Genomic DNA, 20262 nt, shown 5'->3' on the forward strand with positions numbered 1-20262 from the left:
TCAACAACCGCCAATCACTCATAATTGCCACAAAAATTCAAAATCCCAAACCCAAAACTGCCTAACCCCAGTACGATCGATCTAGTTAGCAAAAATAAGTAAAAACACTACCGGAGTAATTTTTATGGATCTGGTCGTACTCCAGAACTGGCTGGACAACATCTCCTTTGCCATTTTGTTCTCAACAATGCTCATTTACTGGGTTGGCGCAGCATTCCCCGGCATTCCCTACCTGTCAGCCCTAGGAACCGCAGGAATGGCCGTCGCCAACCTATCCATCGCCGCTTTACTCGGTTCTCGATGGATAGAAGCCGGCTACTTTCCCTTAAGCAATCTCTACGAATCCCTATTTTTCCTCGTTTGGGGAATCACCGCCATCCACCTAGTCGCGGAAAACATGAGCCGTTCCCGCTTAGTAGGAGTAGCCACATCCCCCGTAGCAATGGCAATATCCGCCTTTGCAGCCCTGACTCTGCCCGCAACCATGCAATCTGCAGAACCCCTAGTACCCGCCCTCAAATCAAACTGGCTGATGATGCACGTTAGCGTCATGATGCTCAGTTACTCAACTTTAATGGTAGGAGCGCTACTGGCGATCGCCTTTTTAATCGTCACCCGCGGTCAAAAAATCGAACTCACCGGTAGTTCCTTCGGCACCAACAGCAACCGCAACGGCAACTACCGCCTCCAACGCCCTCAAAACCCCGAACCTCAAATTGCAGAAACCAGCGCCGACAGCGCATTAGTTTTCAGCGAACCCTCTTTCAACTCCAACAATAACGGTTTGGGCACCACCGCAGTGCTCGAATTAGCAACCGTTCAAACCCCATCAACGGCCCCAACTAAAACCGCAGAACTTCTCTCGCCCCAGCGCTTGAATCTAGCAGAAACTCTTGATAACATTAGCTATCGCATCATCGGTTTAGGATTCCCTTTACTGACAGTTGGCATTATTGCCGGTGCGGTTTGGGCTAACGAAGCTTGGGGATCGTACTGGAGTTGGGACCCGAAAGAAACTTGGGCGCTGATTACTTGGTTGGTATTTGCTGCCTACCTACACGCCCGCATCACTCGCGGCTGGCAGGGAAGACGCCCAGCAATTTTAGCCGCCACAGGTTTTGTGGTAGTTTGGATTTGCTATCTAGGCGTTAATTTGTTAGGCAAAGGTTTACATTCCTACGGTTGGTTTTTCTAATTCCCGATCCACCAATGGGCCAAAGAAGAACAGGATAATTCAAAGAATCGGGATTAATATCATCTCCGGTTGTAGGGTGGGCAATTCCCACCTTACTCAACCAGCAAGATTCTAATAATTAACTTTCTCTTCCTTCTTCCCTTTTTTTACCAGATCGCGAAATCGAAGGGCTTTCTTCCTTCTTCCTTCTTCCTTCTTCCTTCTTCCTTCTTCCTTCTTCCTTCTTCCTTCTTCCTTCATAAAACTAAGGACAATTAATATGGACGAATCGAAAATATTTCCCCAAGAAGACGATGTTGTGTCCGCCCCTACCAGCGCTTTGATGTATCAATGTACATTCAAAGTCAGCGAATTTATGGCAATTATGCAGTCAAAATTGGTAGACGAAAAATTATTTTCAGACGGCTTGGATTGCGAGCTATTAAGTGCTGGCAAAGACTGGACTAAAGGAAAACTTAGAATGCGTCTGGAGTTCATTCCGCTCGAACCTGAAATCAAAGAGCAAAAAGCCCTTCCTGCCGCTGCCGAAAGATCGGACACCGTGCAAAACCATGCCGTAGATAGCTCAAATCAAACCGATATAGATGAGCCATTAAATCAATGTGACTCAACAGAAATAAATAATCATTTTTCTATGTCTAGGTATCCCGACCGCGACCCCCAAAGTCTAGGAATGTGGAGCTAGGAAGACAAAGAGTGGGAGATAGGGAGAGGGGGATGCTCGCCCTTCTTTCCTCAAAATCCATCCGTTAAATTCCTTACACTCCTCGTTTCCGAACTTCCTTCTTCTTGCTTGATGAAAAACTGCTCTCATGGCCGAATCTTCCAATTGGACGCACCTCCACGCTCAACTGCACCGGACGCTGTTGCAGCGACAAATATTGCCATCACATCAGCCATTGTTAGTAGCAGTATCCGGCGGACAAGATTCTCTGTGTTTAATTAAATTACTGCTAGATTTGCAGTCAAAATGGGGCTGGAGCCTAGCGATTGCTCACTGCGATCACCGTTGGCGTTCTGACTCGGAAGCCTCGGCCAATCATGTAGAACAATTAGCTCAAAACTGGGGAATATCCTACTATTTGGAAACAGCCTCAGACATCCCCAAAACTGAAGCAGCGGCCAGACTGTGGCGATATCAAGCTTTAACCGAAATTGCGATCGTCCACAACTATCCCTACATTGTTACAGGCCACACAGCCAGCGATCGCGCCGAAACACTCCTCTACAACCTGATTCGCGGCAGCGGCGCCGACGGACTTTCCGCCCTCACCTGGACGCGGCCCCTGCTCGATTCTCGATTGCCGATTTTAGATTTTAGATTGGGGAATTCCGGCGAAAACCCCAACTCCCAAATATCTGCCGATTTTAGATTGGAAAATCAAAATGAAAATTCCCAATCGAAAATCCAAAATCTAAAATCTAAAATCTATTTAGTTCGTCCCTTGCTGGAAATAACTCGATCGCAAACAGGTCAATTTTGTCAAGAGCAAAAACTACCAATTTGGGAAGATTCCACAAATCAAGACTTGCAATATACCCGCAACCGCATTCGATCGGAATTATTGCCTTATTTGGAAACTCATTTCAATCCAAAAGCCCAACAAGCGCTAGCTCAAACAGCCGAACTCCTCCGCGCCGACGTAGAATATCTCGAACTTGCAGCCAGAGACTTGCTACACCGAGCAATGTCTCCAATTGCAGACAATCCGCAGGTGAATTTTCAACTTCCCGTCAAGTTAAATCGCCCGATTTTGCGCGAAGCACCCCTGGCATTGCAGCGACGGTCAATGCGGCAACTACTGCAACAAATATTGCCCTCAGCACCCAGCTTTGAAAGCGTAGAAAAACTAACCAGCTTAATCGTAGCGCCCAACCGATCGCAAACCGATCCATTTCCTGGAGGAGCGATCGGTCGAGTAGAACACCCTTCGATAATTTTAGATATTAAATTTTAAGCTGTTATCAAACCCGAAAGGACTTGCCGCAAATCAGAAACTACCCGATCTTGCTCCTCTCCAGTCTGCTGCACGCGATCAAGTTCCCCCCCCACCGCTTCCAGCTTTTGGCGCAGCCCCTTCAAATTGTCCTGCACCGGTTGCAACATTTCTTGATAAACATTCACTCGACCCCAGAGTTCCGCCACTGCACCTTTCTGGTTGAACAAATTCTGCTCTAACTGCTTGAGTTCGTAGCGTTTCGCCTCACTTTCCCCATTTTGGCGGTTTACATTTGCCTCAATTTGGGATATGGCTTCCCGCACTTGCTGAATTTCGTTTTCCAGTCTTTGCAATTCTTGGCTTTGCTGCTGCCGCTGAGTATTGAGCTGTGCGACGACCGGGCCCAAATCAATATCTCCTCGCTCTTGTTTTGGAGCATTAGCAGTACCAAGCCGCCGCCACAGCACCGCCTGATGCTGCTTCAAAACATCTTCGCGTTCCTGCAACCGTAGGCGCTGTCCCACCAGGGTTTCGTTCAACATCTGATAACTTTCAAGTTCATCTGCCATTTCATTTTCCAAAGCCATGCGATCGTACTCGCTAGCAGCTTGAATTTTCCCTTGCAGCTCCTCGATTGTCTCCCGCTGCAGAGTCAACTCCTCCTCTTGATCGTTAACAAAGCGGAACACCTTTTCCAAATCCTGTTGCAGGTGTTGCACCAGCCCCTGCAACTCCTCAACCGGCATCTTCTCCAGGGCTGACACATCTACTCTCTGCTCAGTACCCGCACCACCCGAAGCAGATGCGAGCCTGGAAAGTTGCTGGTACAGATCCTCAACAGCGTGCACCTGCAAAGACACCGACTGAGCCTGCTCCTGCTTAGCGCTGAGGGTACTTTGCTGCCCTTTAAGATCCGCCCGAGCTTGCGCCAAAGCATCTTGAGATTGGTACCACTCCTGCCAGCGGTTTTGGAGGCTCTGATTTTGTCGATCGACCTCTTCTTGCTGCTGTTGAGCATTTGCCCGTTTTTGCTCTAACTGCTGCCAGTGCTGATCCAGAATTGCCTGCTGAGCCCCCACCGCACCAAAAGACTGATTCAGTTGTTCCCGCACCCCTTGGGCCGAAGCAATTGCCCCTCCCAGCTTGTTCATCAACTCCTGAATCCTCTGGGTCTGCTGCTCATCAACCACCGCCCCCTGAGGAACCTGAGACTGCTGCTGGGCCACCCGCTGCTGCTCGCCCCGCAACTGTTCCCAAGCGGTTTCAATTTCCACGCGGCTGCGATCGACCTCTTCTCGCAGTCGGTTAGCTTCATCTCGAGTATTTTCAATTTCCGAGCGCTGAGCCTCCAGTCGCTCCAACTCATCTTCCATTTGAGCCAACTGCTCTTCGCGGGCTTGCATTTCCATTTCCCGGCGATTGAGTTCCTGACTCGAAAACGTCAGAGAAGCCTTCCACTGTTCAATTTCCTCTTCCTTATCCTTAAACTTATCCTGCAAGCGCGAGAAATTTTGCAGAATGCTCACCAACTGGCGGGCCGCCTCCTGAATCCGCTGCACTTGCTTGCTAGCGCTCAACTCCACCAGCACCAGCGTGCCGTCGTTAAACTTATTAGCTTCCTCAACTGGGATCGCGTCATCGCCTGGTACGGCGCTCCAATTGTGTTCGCCCCGCTGACAAGCTAGCAGTTTCAGTTCAGCCTTACCGCCACCGAGACCAAAGCCGCTTCTCTGTTTTTGTACTTCCGCTAGATACAGCACACTAATAGTCCTCTGCTTCGTAAAACCTATCCCAACTTACTTTAAGTTACTTAAAGGCCTAAAAGATAAGTGGTGTTTACTTCCTACGCTGTTGGGTAGACGGCTAATCCCAAGATAAGTAGGCTATCCCCCTTAAGCCAAAGGTTCTCAACTAAAGATAACACTGCGTGCGATCTGTAGTCAACTTACCTAAAGTAAATAAGTATAGGCAAGTAAGGATAACTTTTTGCCACTTAAGTCTTACTCTTTGGTGTCCTTTGCCGAATCCGGGGATAGCATTTTTTCCTAACTATAGCAGCACTCACGCAGAGCAATGCTTAACAGGAGAGCGTCCAGAAAGCACGGCCGCCGCCCGCTTTCTGGACGAATGAGACAGCAGAATCAATGCCGCTTGATTAAAGACTAGCAAAACTGCGGGGACTGCCATAGCCTAAAGCTGAAAAAGGTCAGTCCGTCAAAAACTTTCTATTGATTGTACCAGGCTTTAGTTGCCGCTCGATCGTGAAAAAAGCCCTCGCTGCCTCCAAGCGATCGCCATCCTCCGGCGGACTAGGGATTTGAACCGCGCTGCCTTAGAATAGGGTAATGACGCGAGCCTATGACGCGAGCCGCGGGCGAGCAAAAAGGTCGATCGGCAGTGAGGGTTTTCCTGACAATTGCCAACAAAGGTTCATTTTGACTGCACCTGATTTTAGGGCTGTGCCAAAGCCAAAAAAAACCTTGAGCGCAACTCATCCAACCCAACAGACTAGCCTCAAGTTCCCCTCGGGGATCGATCGGCACTTGCTGCTGGTAGTAGCGGTAAAACCAGAGAATCCTCGGTATTTTGAAGTTGACCTACGCAAAGATGCGTTGGATAAACTGACGGCATACTCAGCCAAAAACTTCAAAACTTTGGCGGCCGAAGACTTGAAGCAGTCGGGAATGCCAGCGTTGCACAGTCGAAGTGCCCGTGCAATTGTGCGATGTGGATTCTACGAGTTTAGGCAACAGTGGGAATACAAGGTGAAACTCTACACTTAGAGAATGCCGCGAGTTTCGCGGTTTCAGCTTGTGGACTGGTAGCGCGGCCGACTTAGGCAGCAAGTATCGCCCTTTCGTCAATTCCCAATTGTGAGATGGGCATAAGTGCGTAAATTATTGACGGAAACTAAAGTCAATCTTTGCGCCAGCACACAGTCTTTCCGAGCTCAGACGCCAACGGTTTTAAGGAGGACACTTTAGCTGCATGCAGGGAAATTTGAGTGAAATTGACATCCGCAGCATCCTGCAATTGATTGAGTTAGGTCAGCGAACCGGAGAACTGTTCGTAGAGGCCTACACCTCCACCAGCAGCAGCACGGGTACTCAACCTACCCTGCGCTCCCTTGCAGGACAATCCTGGTATGTCTTCTGCTTCAACGGTCAGATTATTTACGCTACCCAGAGTGCGGGCAGTTTGTTTCGCTTGCGCGACTACCTGCGCCGCTACAAAGCAGATACCGCCCTCGACAAAATCCAAGTTCCCTATATGGCATCTACCAATGCCCCAGAATACGGCTACCTGTGGGCCCTGCTAGAAAACCACATCCTCACCCCAGCTCAAGGGCGCAACATCATCCACAGCATGATCCACGAAACCCTATTTGACTTGCTCAGCCTCCACCAGGGTTCCTTCACTTTTGAAATGGGCCCTGCTTTGGCTCCTCAACTGACCAGCTTAGAAATTAGCTCGCTGCTGGCCAAGATTGTCAAACAGGTGCAGCAGTGGAAGCAGTTTCACCCTCACATTCAGTCGCCCAACCAATGCCCGGTGATTTCAGATCCTTCCGAGCTGCGAGTAGCGCTGCCTGTCAATACCTTTAATACTCTCAGACGCTGGGCCGACGGCCACACTTCGATCCGCCAAATGGCGCGCTACCTCAACCGAGACGTGCTGACTGTCGCTAAGGCGATTTACCCCTTCGTGCAGCAGGGATTGGTCCAAGTATTTTACGAGTCCTCTGTAGCCCCGGCCAACAACAAAAAAGAATGGTCGTCCCCAGAAACCAAGCCTCCTAGAGTTGTCTGCATTGACGACGACAAGATTATTCGCAAAACAGTCGAGTCAATTTTAAATGAACACGGTTACGAAGCTACGGCGATCGGCAATCCCCTCGAAGCCCTGAGTTTGGTTTTTCAACTCAAACCCGATTTAATTCTGTGTGACATCGCCATGCCAGAACTCGACGGCTACGAAATTTGCGCTATGCTGCGCAATTCTAGCGCTTTCCGGCAGACCCCGATCGTTATGCTGACGGGCATCGACGGATTTATTGACCGCGTTAAAGCTCGCATGGCCGGAGCTACAGACTTTTACACCAAACCTTTTGGCGAAAGCGAGTTATTGATGCTGGTAGAAAAATATGTGGGTCCGGGCTACCCTCTGGCCAATATATCGGAAAGATTATTAGACCGCTCGCTAGAAGACGAATTAGAAGAAAAATAAATTTCGCATCGGTGGCATTGTGGGAGCTTTCTTGTACCAGCGCTTAGATCGAGTCTCCACCGCCACAAACAGAAAGCTCGCGGGCGGGCACTATTGGCGAGCGCAGCATAAACTAGAATGTGTAAGTCCGCGCGCTGGCATGAGGGCGTCGGTAAAACTCTGTTCAATTTCTCCACCCAAGTGGGTCTAACACGCTCAAAGTGCAAATATAATATACTTGTTCTCCACTTGCAGCAGCTCCGAAAAACCGATGCGCAGAGCTACTAATTGCTAGGTATTTCTGTACAAAGTCGGAGAGTGCATTCTCAGTCTTAACTGACTCAGTTCATGATTGTCGCGACACCAGCCATGTCAACTACCCGTCGCTAATCCGAGTACCGGTTTAGCATTCATCGCAGAAATTACCCAGAGTTTTACCAATTTAGACGGCGGTGGGAGTACAAAGTGAAGCTTTAGGGGTTCCAAATTAATTGTTCGCAGTCGATTTGAGCTAATTTGTCAGCAAAGGTCGCGTGAATTATTGATTGCAGTCAATTATGGACGGAGCAAATCTCTTGCCAAGCACCTCCGGCAGTCGCGCCATTCACCCCTTGGCTGTGTCAAGCTTGGCTGTGTCAAGTTTTGATCGTCGAAGTTTCGATCGGGTTCTTCTTGGCGGGAAACGTCAACAATTTGCTAGAAAGCAGGTGTCAGAATGATGATTAGCGGCAGCCCAGACTTTATATTACCAGGACTAGGCGTAGATCAGGCTCCGGAATTCCAAGAACTAGAAACTCCCGAAGGCGAGCTGCACCTGCGGTTCTATGTTCCTTCGGGGAACGAGTTCGCACTGCCGGCGACAGGGATTAGAGAGGTACTAGCCCCGTCCCCAGACCGCATGACACCGATCCCCAACGTTTCCTCTTTGCTTTTAGGTACCCTAAATATGAGAGGACGAGTGATTTGGGTGGCAGACCTCGGCCAATTTCTGGGAGACCAAACACCTCTGAACACAGACAGACCGGAAATCCCGATCGTGGCTGTGGAAGACCAAGACACGATTTTGGGGCTGGCAGTCGATCGAATTGTGGGGATGGACTGGCTCGACGTAGAGCAACTGCACTCTCAGAACAATGCACCAGACGGCATGATTCCATTTCTGAGGGGAGAATGGATGTTAGGTGCACCAGCTCAGAAAGTGCTCCGACTGCTAGATCAAGTGAAAATTCTGCGCTCGGCGCGGTGGGCAGCGTGAAATCGATTTTAGATTTGCGATTTGCGATTTTCGATTGAGGTCTAACCATCAACAGTCACACGACTTGAGGCGCGCATCTAAACATTCAATTCAAGATAAAAATCTAAAATCTCAAATCTAAAATCTAAAATCAAAAGAGGGCGGCAAATGGCAACAAGTACCAACTTTCAGCAGGACTACCAACGGGCAGAAGCGGCCTACATGGATGGCAATTATTCAGAAGCCGCAGCCCTAGTTTATCAATTAGTAGAAGATTTTCCCGAAGACCCCAGCGCTCGCCTGCTGTGCGGACACATTTACTGCTACGGACTGCAACAGTATGAGGTGGCGCGGGAACAGTATACGGTTGTGCTAGGCCTGAGTGACGATCCGACTTTGGTCGAACACGCTCACAGCGGAATTACTTACACAGACCAATTTTTATCCGGAGAACTGCAACCGGAAAATGTCGAGGCTTTGTCTGCTGAAACAGAATTGGAATTCTACCCAGACTTGTCTCTCGATGAAGGGTTAGAAGACCCGGATTTGGGACTTTTCCAAGGAAATTCCCCCTCCCTTTCCTATAGGAGTCAATCGCCAGACGACTTGGAAAACGAGGATTTGGCAGACTTGGGCATGAGCGGCTTGGAGTGGGAAGCAGAAGAGGACGATCGCGCCGACCCTGTCCCAGATTTAAGCTCACATTCTAACCCTTTTTCTAGCGACAGTGCCGGGATGGCAGCTTATGCTGAGACTCCCGACTCGCTAGACATCGACGACTTTGCAGACTCGGACTTTGGAGACCCTTTTGCCTTAGATGATGGAGGGTTTGATGCTGCTGACGTGTCTAGCAGCAAAGTGTCTGGGAAACAGGCACCTTACTCAGGAGATTCGTTTTCAGAAGCTCCGACTCAGATGCTCAACGGTCAAAGTTTTGCCTCTTCAGACATCGGGAATTCCTTCGACTCGAACCAAGCAGACTCCCCCATCGGGCCCTCCGACAATTTTGGCGAACCTTTTGCTGGGTTCGATTTGCCAGACGAACTCGACGGGAACTCCGACTACGACTACCAAGCCCCGCCCCAGAGCCGCCAAAATCACGCTCATAGCGCAGATCCCGCAGAAGAGGAAGACCCCTTTGCCGAGGCGATGCCCTCGTCGGGTTTCGGGTCTTCTCGACCTCAAAACAAGCAGTCGAATACCGGCGGGTCGGACTACTCGTCAAACTATTCGCTGGCTGAAGACGAAACGCTGTTGATGGGAGGTGCTGTCCCCAACTCTCAAAGTCAAAGGTCGAGCCGGGAAAAATTTAATTCCGTCGATCGATCCTCCGCCAACAACAACGGTTACGGCGACTCGGAACCCCCGGCATTTGGTTCTATAGACAGCTTCGAGTTAGATGCTTTTGATGACGATGCTTTTAGCGATTCTTTCTCTTTCGACGACAACGAACAAGCGACAGCTTTCGGGGCGACCGAGAAGAACAGCAGCGGTTGGTCGTCAAAAGCTGCGAACGCTCAACAACACAGCGACTTTTTAGACGAATTTGACGAGTTTGACGATTTGGGCAATTTGCCGGACTTTGACATCTCAGAAGATGCCAGCAGTTCGATGCTGACTAGAGGTAATACCAATTTCGGCAACTCGACCAGCGGCATGATGGGAACGACAGGCAGCGGCCTGGACTTTGACAACAGCGATGGCTCAGCAATTCGGGATGACGAGATATTTAGCATAAACGGCCCGGCTGATTCGTCAGTGCCGAGTTTTGCTCCCACAGAAACAGAGGCGGTCGATACTTCGGTGACGGTAGAACAGGGGGGACTGGCTTTCTTGGAAAATGCCCCTTTGTTTACAAAACAGTTGTACACGGCAATCGGGGCAGGGCTGGTTTCTCTGGTAGCTGTGGCTTTCGTCACCAACATTGCCTCCTATCAAGCTCTGCGGCAAGACAAACCGGAGGCGATCGTTTACCTGCGCCAAACAGGCTGGGTAATGACCGCAGCAGCAGGCTTTACGAGCTTTTTAACTTCTTGGGGGATCGGCCAGTTGATCGCCAAGCAGGTGCGCAAGTCCTCGGACAATTTGCAAGCTCAGTTCGATGCCGTATCTCAAGGAACTTTGGACGCTCGCGCTACGGTTTACTCGGAAGATGAATTTGGCAAAATGGCTGCTAAATTCAACCACATGGCGAAGGTCATCCAAACCACGATCAGCGATACCAGGCGCAAGTCTGACGAGCAGGAACAGGCAAAAGAAGACTTGCAGCGCCAAGTTATTCGCTTGCTAGACGACGTGGAAGGAGCGGCTCGGGGTGACTTGACTGTGACTGCAGAAGTGACCGCAGACGTTTTGGGTGCTGTTGCTGACTCGTTTAACTTGACTATTCAAAATCTGCGCGAAATCGTCCATCAGGTGAAGCAGGCGGCGAGGGAGGTCAGCAAAGGCGCTACGGATAGTGCTAAGTTTGCGGGCGATTTGTCTTCCGACGCGCTGCGGCAAGCTGAGGAACTGGCGGCAACGCTGAATTCGGTGCAAGTCCTCACCGACGCGATTCAGCGGGTCGCAGAGAGCGCTAGAGAGGCGGAAGAAGTGGCCAGGGGCGCGGCGGCAACGGCTCTGAAAGGGGGCGAGGCTGTGGAGCGGACGGTGGCCGGGATTTTAGAAATTCGAGAAACGGTAGCAGAAACCACGAGAAAAGTCAAGCGGTTGGCGGAAGCTTCTCAAGAAATTTCTAAGATTGTGGCTTTAATTGCGACGATCGCCTCCCGGACGAATTTGTTGGCCCTCAACGCCAGTATTGAGGCGGCGAGAGCTGGGGAAGCGGGCAGGGGTTTTGCGATCGTGGCAGACGAGGTGCGACAATTGGCAGACCGATCGGCTAAGTCTTTGAAAGAAATCGAACAGATCGTGATGCAAATTCAAAGCGAAACCGGCGCGGTAATGACGGCGATGGAAGAAGGGACGCAGCAGGTTATTGAGGGAACAAGATTGGCAGAACAGGCGAAGCGATCACTTGAAGATATCATTCAAGTAACTAACCGAATTGACGTGTTAGTGCGATCGATTACTGCCGACACTGTAGAGCAAAACGAAACAGCTCGCGCGGTAGCTTCTGTGATGCAAGCTGTCGAGCTGACAGCTCAGGAAACATCCCAAGAAGCGCAGCGAGTTTCCGGTGCTTTGCAAAACTTGGTAGGCGTTGCTCGCGACCTTTTGACATCGGTGGAAAGATTCCGAGTAGAAACCGCAGAAAGACAATAATTAAGTGTCTAATGCTTTTTTATCGGCTGATTTACCAGCACATTGGTGGGTCAATGATGGCATAGAAAAAGCAACCCCGCAGTCTGGAAACCGCTGCGGGGCTGCTAATTCAACACCTAAACAAAGTAGGAGTTGCACAGATGGACGATAACATAGTAGAGGTAATACCGGGCATCTTTGGTGAAGTTCAGCAGACGGGCTGTATTATCTCTAGCCTAACCAAATCTAGCACGGTCTATGCCAATAAAAGACTTCGGATTAACGGTGAATGGAAAAGGTTTACTGTCCACCGTTTAGTATTAGAACATTCATTAGGTCGGCAGATCAGACCCGAATACTTTGCTTGCCATACTTGCGATGTCCGCAACTGCATTAATCGTAACCATTTGTGGTCAGGTTCTAGGCTGAAAAATTATCAATATAGGTTTAAAAAAGGACGTATTAAAAATGTCGGAAGTACATCTGCGCCGACACATCAAAAACAACTGCGAGGCAGAGAAATAATTCCTGGTATTCGGGCCCAAATACAGCCGAACGGCTGCATGATTTGTACCTTGGCTAAAAGAAGTGATGGTTGCGCCATTAAGGGTACTAAAATTAATGGTAAAACAAAAAGTTTCTACGCTCACAGACTTGTACTGGGACACAAACTGGGAAAGCCTGTCAAAGCCGGTTATTTTGCGTGTCACAGTTGCGACATCGCGGTTGTGTCAATCCAGACCATTTGTGGGAAGGAACCCGCGCCGATAACTCCCGCGATCCTATAGAAAAAAACCGCTTTCCTTTCGTTCCATCTGTCAACCGCAAACTCAAACCCGATCGGGTGCGGGAGATTCGCTATCTTGTAAGTGAGGGCATATCGAAAACAAAAATAGCCAGGACATTTGCAATATCTCGCAGTCAGATTATTCTCTAGGCAAGGGGCGAGATATACAAAGAGATTCTCTAGAACTACTAACATAGACTCAATACAATAACGCTTAAAATCAGGAATAAAACTATGCTGCCGGAGCAACAACAGAGGATAATGGGCTACTTTATTGAGGAGGCAAAAGACCACCTCAATACGATCGAACAAGGCTTGCTGAATCTGCAAACCACGATCGAAGACCCAGAACTGGTCAACGAAGTATTTAGGGCCGCTCACTCTGTCAAAGGAGGAGCAGCAATGCTGGGGCTGACCAGCATTCAGCAAACAGCTCACCGACTAGAAGATAGTTTTAAAGTTTTAAAAGAGTGCAGCGTTAAAGTAGACCAACAGCTAGAGTCCCTTTTCCTGCGAATTTTTGACACATTGCAAGGGCTGTTAGAGCAACTGTCGGGGCCTTTTGGGCTGACAGAGGAATTGGGAGAACAGATGGTTCGAGAATTAGAACCAGTATTTGAAGAACTCAACGGGCACTTGGGGGGACTCGTCGGATACGGAGAACGCGATTTAGACGAGAGCAGCCTGCTGCCAGTACCCGAAAAAGTTATGGCAGGAATGGGAATCGGGGCGTTTGGCTCATCGAGGACTTTTGCGGACTCGGGATCGGTTTACGCACCTGATGCCAGAGCAACAGAAGACAGCGCGCTGCTGCTAGTGTTTGACTCGGATGTGCCGGCGAGGATGCGGGAACTCTTGCAAGAGTTCAAACAGCCCGAGGGACCAGAAAGCAGGCGGCAACTCAAAAACATTTGTCGGAACTTGCTCAGGGCCGGGGAGGAATTTGAACTGCCCTGCTGGATAGAATTGATCGAAGCTGTATCCAAGGCGATCGCCAACCCAGAAAATAGCTACCGCACCTTAGCCCCAACGGTGATCAAAGACATCAAACAAGCGCAAGAACTGGTAGTTTCGGGTCTAGAATCGTCGATCGCACCGAGCGCAAAACTTCTGGCGCTTCAGCCGGCTGTTGTGTTTCCAGAAACGGATTTTGAAGATTTGCTGGCATTCGCTCAACCGGGTAAATCGGGGACAAATGCGGTTTCTGTTGAGGATGCGGCCTGGGATCTGGTGGGATCTGGCGATGCCCAGGATGGATTGAACAAGTTGCTGCCGAATATTTCTGGGCTGAGCATAGACGAGCTGTTCGACCAACTCGACAGCGGCGAGAGCAACGATTATAGCGGCAGTCGATCGCCCCAGTTCGACGATTCCGCCTTCGCAGAATCGGATATAGAGACGAGTGCTTTTAGAGGCTCGACCCGCAGCGGCCCGGAAGTGGGCGTGGCAGAACTCAACACTTTAGCTGACTTGTTTGACGGCGAGTCCCCGGATCTCGACGGCGCTTGGGAAGAAGAAGAAGACCTCGACTATGCCCAGTCTTCTAGGATATCGGCGGGAATGCTGGAGTCAGACGATGACAATTCCGGCGATTTTACTGATTTGTTATTTGACGAATACGATGCGGAAAGTTCGGAAACGAAGACCTCGCCTCCGCTTGACGACCTGACGACTTTGTTTGGGGAGGATTTGCTGTTTGCAGACGAGCCAGACGGTTCGGCGGTAACTGCCGGTCAGAACAATGGGGGTTCGAGGCAGCAGCTAATTGGCAAACAGCTTGAAAAGGGTAACGGCAGGGGCGGTTTGGCTCGGTCAGACGGCACGGTTCCCCCAGCCAGGGGACAAGCTGACGAAGATGCTCTGGGTACGCTTTTGGACGAAGTGGCCGCCCAAACTTCTGCTGTCGTTGCGGACGATGCTGATTTAGATAACTTGTTCGGCGATGAGGGCGAATCTGAGGCAACGGCTGTGCCGGCAATCTCTTCGGATTTTTCTCTCAACCCTGACGCTTTCGATGCAGAATCGAACGAGCCTGCTGCAGGCGGCGGCAAGGATTCAGCGGATGCCGAAGCGCTCGAACTGCCTGAAATAGATGATTTCGAGTTGCTCTCCGAGCTTGGCGAGGACTCGGATTTGAGCGAGCTGTTGGGGATTGCTTCTAGTTACCTTTCTTCAGAAGACGAAGGTGGGGAGAGTGGGGGCGATCGATATCTAGCTGCTGGCATCGCACAAAATGAGGAAATTGGTAGCGTTCTTAACATGACATCAAATTCTGATTTAGATATCTCTGCGGATGAAAATTGGCTAGAAGATGCTTTCGGCCTTGAAGACGAGTCTATGCAATCGGTCAACATCGAGCTGGACGATACGGATTTAGATGCGCTGTTTGGGGATATGACCTCGGGTTCGATTTCTGAGGACGAGCAGACTGTGGGGGCTCGGCAAGGAGTGGCTACTTCCCGAGAGGCGGCGGATTTGGCTGAGCTGTTCGGTTCTGTACCTACGGGTACTGAGTATGACGGGGAAGCTTCGGGGCAAGCCGATGCGCGTTGGCCGAATTCAGATGGAGGTTCAGAATTGCTGGGTGCGGATGTGGGATTTGATGAGGGCGACTTAGGGAGTTTGTTCTCGAACAATGCTGCGGCTGTTTCCGACAAAGGCTTGGCAAATTCGGCAGCGGTTGAAGTTGGGGCTTTGTCCGATCGTCCTGATGCGGAAATTTCAAGTGTCGAGTCTGATGAGGGTTTAGGTTTCGATTTCTTGGAGGATATGTTTGGAGAAGGCCTGGGGCAGCAGGGCGATGCTGTCGCGGCGGGAGATGAGGGCGCGGCTGTTGATGTCGAGGAATTGTCTGCCCAACTTCCCGAGGGTTTGTTCGACGAGGTGGGTGCGGATTTGTTCGATCGACTCGAAACAGATACCGCTGGCTCGTCCGAGGGCGAGGATGATTTGTTTGATGCGCTGGAAACGGATTTTTTGAGTGCGGATTTAGAGGCGCTGCCTGCTGCATCTCTCGATCGTATGTTTGATGATGGCGATGCTGACTTGCTCTCAGCGATGGAAACCAAGGCGGCTCTCAACAGCGAAGAGTTGGAGGGATTTGATGATTTGTTGGATTCGATCGATGCTGAGGTTCTGGTGACTTCGGAAATGACGGCGGGCTTTTGGGACGCTGACGAGGAGCCTGTCTCGGTCGATGCCTCGGAGTTGGAAGAGGGCTCGCTGGCAGACTTTTTTGGCGAGGCAGAATCAGGTGCTGAGGATGGCGAAGGCAATTTTGACGATTTAGAAGCACTGTTAATTGCAGGGGGTGCTGGAGCTGTACTAGCAGCTTCTGGGGGAACAAATCAGAGTCCGGTAAATACAGAAGTTTTCTCGGATCTCGAAGAACTCCTCAGCGAGAGCGCAACTATGCCGGAAATGCCTGCACCGACGACAACTGCCAGTAAAGCTCTGCGCGCTGCTGCCGATGAGAGCGACGACGAATTTGGCGATTTGGAAAAACTGCTCGAAGATCCAAAGGACGGCGGTCGCCAAGGGGAAGCCAATATCGGGCCGTCGGCGCTCAACAGAGGAAGGCGGAATGCCCGCGCGGGCGGGTTCGGCGACCAGACGATGCGGGTGCCGGTCAAGCAACTGGACAACCTCAGCAATTTGATGGGGGAACTGGTGGTGAACCGCAACAGCTTGGAGCAAGACCAAGAACGGATGCGGCAGTTTTTGGACAATTTGCTGCACCAGGTAACGCTGCTGAGCGATGTGAGCCAGCGGACTCAGGATTTCTACGAGCGGAGTCTTTTGGAGATTGCTTTGCTGGCAAACCGGCAGGGACACCGATCGGCCTGGCGCTCTGAGGATTCGGCCCACACCCGGGAAAGTGCCTGGAGACCGGAGGAAATGGACAGGTTTACTCCTTTCCACAGTTTGGCTCAAGAGATTATTGAGCTGATCGTGCGGGTGCGGGAGTCGGCCGCGGACATTGAGTTTTTGGTGGATGAGGCGGATCAGGTGACTCGCCAACTGCGGCAAGTCACGACTCAACTGCAAGAAGGTTTGACTCGCGCCCGGATGAAGCCGTTTGCGGAGACGACGGACAGGCTGTTCCGGGCGGTGCGGGAAATTGCGATTAAGTGCGGGAAGCAGGCTCAGTTGCAGGTTGAGGGTAAGGATATTTTGATCGACAAGATGATTGTGGATCAGCTATATGACCCGATGACTCATTTGGTCAACAATGCGATTACTCACGGGATCGAAGCGCCGGAGGTGCGTCTGGCGGCTGGGAAGCCTGCTGTGGGCAGGATTACCATTCGCGCTTTCCACCAAGGGAACCAAACGGTGGTTTCGGTTTCTGACGACGGGGCGGGAATTGACCCGCAAAAGGTGAAGGCGAAGGCGATCAAGCAGGGTATGCTGACGGCGGCTCAGGCTCAGAGGATGTCTCGCTCCGAAGTTTACGATTTGCTGTTTATGCCCGGTTTCAGCACTCAGGAACAGGCGACGGAGTACGCCGGCCGGGGGGTCGGTATGAATGTGGTGCAGACTTCGTTGCAGGAGATTCGGGGCACTGTGTCGATCGATTCGACGATCGGCAAAGGGACTGTGTTTACGATCCGTTTACCTCTGGTGTTGAGCATTTCTAAGGCTCTGACTTGCATTAGCGATCGCGCTCGCATTGCTTTCCCGATGGATGGGGTCGAGGATATGATCGATGTGCCTCGCGATCAGGTGACGACGGGGGCGGACGGTTTGCCTTGCATTGAGTGGCGGGGTTCGGTTTTGCCGTTCCGGCCGCTGCGGGATTTGCTGGGTTACAACCGCCATTTGGGTCGGGGCAGTGTTTACGGGTTTAATACTGACGATGACATGATTTCGGTGATCGTGCTGCGGTCTGCTGGCAATTTCTTGGCGGTGCAGGTGGATCAGGTTTCGACGGAACAGGAAATTGTGATCAAACCGTTGGAGGGGCCGGTGCCCAAGCCGATCGGGATTGCTGGGGCCACAGTGCTCGGGGACGGTCGGATCGTGGCAATTGCGGACGTTCTGGAGCTGATCGATTTGGCTACCGGAAGGCTGCGGAAGGACACTGGCGGTACGCTTTGGGATGAGGGCGATCGGATTGCTGCGGAGGCGGAAATCGAGAAGACTGAGCCGACTGTGCTGATCGTGGATGATTCGATTACCGTGCGATCGCTGTTGTCGATTACTTTCGAGAAGTCTGGCTATCGTGTGGAAGAAGCTCGCGACGGTAAGGAAGCTTGGGAAAAGATGAAATCTGGTCTGCCTTGCGATATCGTTTTCTGCGATATTGAGATGCCGAGAATGGACGGTTTGGAGCTGCTTTCTCGGATGCAAAAGGATGCCGTTTTGTGTGAATTGCCGATCGCGATGCTAACTTCTCGCGGTGCTGACAGACACCGCCAAATGGCTTACAGTTTGGGCGCGAAAGGCTATTTCACTAAGCCTTATTTGGAGGAGCAATTGCTTGATGCTGCTTCTCGGATGCTGAAGGGTGAGGTTGTTGGTGCTCCGGCTATCGTGTAAGTGGGTGAGGTTTGAAAAGATCTGAGTCCTGTGAGGGCGATCTGGGCGATCGCGATCGCAGGACTTGTATTACATCCTGTCAATTACCAGCAATCAAACCACTTTTATTGTCGAGCGCCCCCGATCGCGATCGCACTGCACAATGCTATTTTACGCGAAAGAATTTCTGATGAAGTGCTAATGGCTGAGGGGCGCGTGTATGGGGATGGGTTGCATAAGCTGGAGTCGGAGGAATTGAGTAATCCTCTAGCCTCGATTTCCATAATATTAAGCCTATTAGTTTATAGAGTCCCCGTCATTACCATAGGCCCCGCAGGATTTTTAAGTAAGGGCGATGCTTCAACCGTGACAACTAATGGTGTTACTTCCGCATTAGCCGGCAGAGAAAGTTTGACAAAAACTGTTCCTCTTTCATTAGTATTAAACTGCTCCCAAGCGATTTTTTCATTATTAATAACCGACCATAACTGATAAAACTGACCCTGTGGTAAAACCGGAAGGTTCCTTAAGATTAAAACAGCTTTGGGTTCACCCGGTGTGATCACAATATTTCCAGAAGCAGCAGATGCGTCAGCCATCCCTTTGAGGGAAACTAGACGAGTATTAGGCTGTTGCAGCATTGCAATCACATCTTTTTGTCGCACTACCTGAGCCTCAAGCGTTGTGATTTCTTGCCTGAGTCGGTAGTTATCCACACCAACGGCCAACGCCAATAGTGCCGCTATGCTACCAAGAACGCGACTCCATTGTATAGGTGAATGCTTCAGTTTTTCCTGGGGTAATGAGTTAGGAACTCCAGAAACATGAGGATTTGGTACTGCAATGCTAGCGGCAGAGGCAGATTCCAAAATGGCGGAATAAATGTGTGGTGGCGGTGCGATATCAGGTAGGGCGTAGGGAATAACTTCCAGGACTTCCTGCAGGCGACGCACCTCTGTAGCTAGTTCAGGATTTTCTTGTAGCACTCGCCTTAATTCCTCAGCTTCTGAGGAGCTGAGGTTGCCAATTACATAACCTGCCATCAATTCTTCTGAGCGATCGGGAAATAAAGGCTCTGTCATAGGTGCAACTAGCCAATTAAATTTTGTAAGTTTTTTCTTAAGTTCAATAAACCTTGCCGAGACCAAGTTTTAATTGTTCCGAGCGGTATACTAAGTTTAGCTGCAATTTCTGATTGACTCAGACCCTCATAGTAAGCCATTTCTAACACCTGTTGCTGTTGTTCTGGAAGTTGAGTTAAGGCATTGCGAACACAGTGGGATCGGTCACTTAAAGAAGCTGACTCGAAAGGCGTGAGAGGGGGAATTTCAGTAGCCATCATCTGACTCCATCGCTGGAGAAATTTTAAGTTAGTGCTGCGGGAACGAAGTTTATCAATTGCCCGCGATCGAGTCATAGTTGTCAAAAAGCTGCTCATAGAGCCGCGATTCGGATTGTATGCGCCCCTATTCCAGAGATTGAGAAAAATCTCTTGGGTTAAGTCTTCTGCCTCTTGAGGATTGCTGAGAATTCTCAGCGCCAATCTGTAGACTAAGCTGCCATAGCGGTTATAGAGAATGCCCAAAGCAGAAGGTTGACCAACACTCATCAACCGAAATAACTCAGCGTCAGTCTGTTTGTCAGTGTTGTCCGCGCTTGTTTCGGCAGAGTTCAAATCCATAGGTGTTGTGTAGAACAGACCTAAACCGATAATTTTAAGTTGATTCTGGTTATTGCAGCAAGCGCGTCTCCAAAAATAATCTGGCCCCATCTTCTTAAATACGGCCCGCAAAGCTGATTGGATGTATACAAGCTGAGTATCTTAACCTCGCTCACAACAAATTTAGGATATTCACAATCCAATCACAGGAGTAATCCGTACTATAAGAGGAACCACGGCTAGCTATTACCTGCTGACTGCTTAAATCAAAATTCATCAGATTTGGAAGAAAAATATGAACCGGAAAGTGCTTTATTTGATTGTTGGTCTGACTCTAACGGCTAGTCTGTATGCCTGCTCTTCTACTCCTAGCGCTTCCCCCGATGCGATGAAGAGTCCTGATGCGATGAAGAGTCCTGATGCGATGAAGAGTCCTGATGCGATGAAGAGTCCTGATGCGATGAAGAGTCCTGATGC

The 20262-nt window shown here is 50.4% G+C and carries 15 protein-coding genes; 11 read left to right on the forward strand and 4 right to left on the reverse strand.

What is annotated here, in order from left to right; translation table 11 throughout:
• Positions 1-124 precede the first annotated feature (124 nt).
• Entirely contained in the window at positions 125-1195 is a 1071-nt protein-coding gene (gene ccsB, locus QUA13_RS01865) for a c-type cytochrome biogenesis protein CcsB (protein ID WP_333196183.1), read from the forward strand.
• A gap of 111 nt (positions 1196-1306) precedes the next feature.
• Here the strand turns inward: ccsB and QUA13_RS01870 are convergent, their stop codons facing one another.
• Positions 1307-1435, reverse strand: coding sequence for a hypothetical protein (locus QUA13_RS01870; protein ID WP_333196184.1), 129 nt, complete (start codon positions 1433-1435; stop codon positions 1307-1309).
• Positions 1436-1454: 19 nt separating this feature from the next.
• Here QUA13_RS01870 and QUA13_RS01875 point away from each other — a divergent pair, with 19 nt between their 5' ends.
• Together QUA13_RS01875 and tilS are read left to right on the forward strand one after the other, a co-directional pair.
• Entirely contained in the window at positions 1455-1880 is a 426-nt protein-coding gene (locus tag QUA13_RS01875) for a KGK domain-containing protein (RefSeq protein WP_333196185.1), read from the forward strand.
• 127 nt (positions 1881-2007) lie between these two features.
• The gene (gene tilS, locus QUA13_RS01880) at positions 2008-3153 is read left to right on the forward strand and encodes a tRNA lysidine(34) synthetase TilS (protein WP_333196188.1); all 1146 of its coding nucleotides are present in this window, start codon (positions 2008-2010) and stop codon (positions 3151-3153) included.
• On the opposite strand, the gene hmpF is transcribed toward tilS, so the two are convergent.
• Positions 3150-4895, reverse strand: a complete 1746-nt coding sequence (gene hmpF, locus QUA13_RS01885; RefSeq protein WP_333196190.1) for a pilus motility taxis protein HmpF — start codon at positions 4893-4895, stop codon at positions 3150-3152. The genes tilS and hmpF overlap by 4 nt on opposite strands.
• Before the next feature lie 585 nt (positions 4896-5480).
• Between hmpF and QUA13_RS01890 the strand changes: the two genes are divergently transcribed.
• The 7 genes from QUA13_RS01890 to QUA13_RS01920 all read left to right on the forward strand — a co-directional run bounded on the left by QUA13_RS01890 (position 5481) and on the right by QUA13_RS01920 (position 18146).
• On the forward strand, positions 5481-5918 hold the full coding sequence (locus QUA13_RS01890; RefSeq protein ID WP_333196192.1) for a hypothetical protein: 438 nt from the start codon (positions 5481-5483) through the stop codon (positions 5916-5918).
• 205 nt (positions 5919-6123) lie between these two features.
• On the forward strand, positions 6124-7362 hold the full coding sequence (locus QUA13_RS01895; RefSeq protein ID WP_333196194.1) for a response regulator: 1239 nt from the start codon (positions 6124-6126) through the stop codon (positions 7360-7362).
• Between the two features lie 700 nt (positions 7363-8062).
• Positions 8063-8596: a chemotaxis protein CheW gene (locus tag QUA13_RS01900; RefSeq protein WP_333196268.1), complete on the forward strand. Its 534-nt coding sequence runs from the start codon at positions 8063-8065 to the stop codon at positions 8594-8596.
• Positions 8597-8743: 147 nt separating this feature from the next.
• Positions 8744-11839 (forward strand): methyl-accepting chemotaxis protein, encoded by a 3096-nt coding sequence (locus tag QUA13_RS01905; RefSeq protein WP_333196197.1) that lies wholly within the window; start codon positions 8744-8746, stop codon positions 11837-11839.
• Between the two features lie 140 nt (positions 11840-11979).
• Complete coding sequence (locus tag QUA13_RS01910) at positions 11980-12606, forward strand: HNH endonuclease (RefSeq protein ID WP_333196271.1); 627 nt, start codon at positions 11980-11982, stop codon at positions 12604-12606.
• A gap of 56 nt (positions 12607-12662) precedes the next feature.
• Positions 12663-12755: a helix-turn-helix domain-containing protein gene (locus QUA13_RS01915; RefSeq protein ID WP_333196270.1), complete on the forward strand. Its 93-nt coding sequence runs from the start codon at positions 12663-12665 to the stop codon at positions 12753-12755.
• Positions 12756-12839: 84 nt separating this feature from the next.
• Entirely contained in the window at positions 12840-18146 is a 5307-nt protein-coding gene (locus tag QUA13_RS01920; RefSeq protein WP_333196199.1) for a response regulator, read from the forward strand.
• Between the two features lie 281 nt (positions 18147-18427).
• Here the strand turns inward: QUA13_RS01920 and QUA13_RS01925 are convergent, their stop codons facing one another.
• The gene (locus tag QUA13_RS01925) at positions 18428-19207 is read right to left on the reverse strand and encodes an anti-sigma factor (protein ID WP_333196202.1); all 780 of its coding nucleotides are present in this window, start codon (positions 19205-19207) and stop codon (positions 18428-18430) included.
• An 8-nt stretch (positions 19208-19215) separates the two neighbouring features.
• Positions 19216-19806, reverse strand: a complete 591-nt coding sequence (locus tag QUA13_RS01930; protein WP_333196203.1) for a sigma-70 family RNA polymerase sigma factor — start codon at positions 19804-19806, stop codon at positions 19216-19218.
• A gap of 274 nt (positions 19807-20080) precedes the next feature.
• Between QUA13_RS01930 and QUA13_RS01935 the strand changes: the two genes are divergently transcribed.
• Positions 20081-20262, forward strand: a 182-nt coding sequence (locus QUA13_RS01935; RefSeq protein WP_333196205.1) for a hypothetical protein, incomplete at its 3' end; no start/stop codon positions are given.

This window comes from Microcoleus sp. S28C3 (assembly GCF_036700785.1).
GTDB classification, from domain to species: Bacteria; Cyanobacteriota; Cyanobacteriia; order Cyanobacteriales; family Microcoleaceae; genus Microcoleus; species Microcoleus asticus.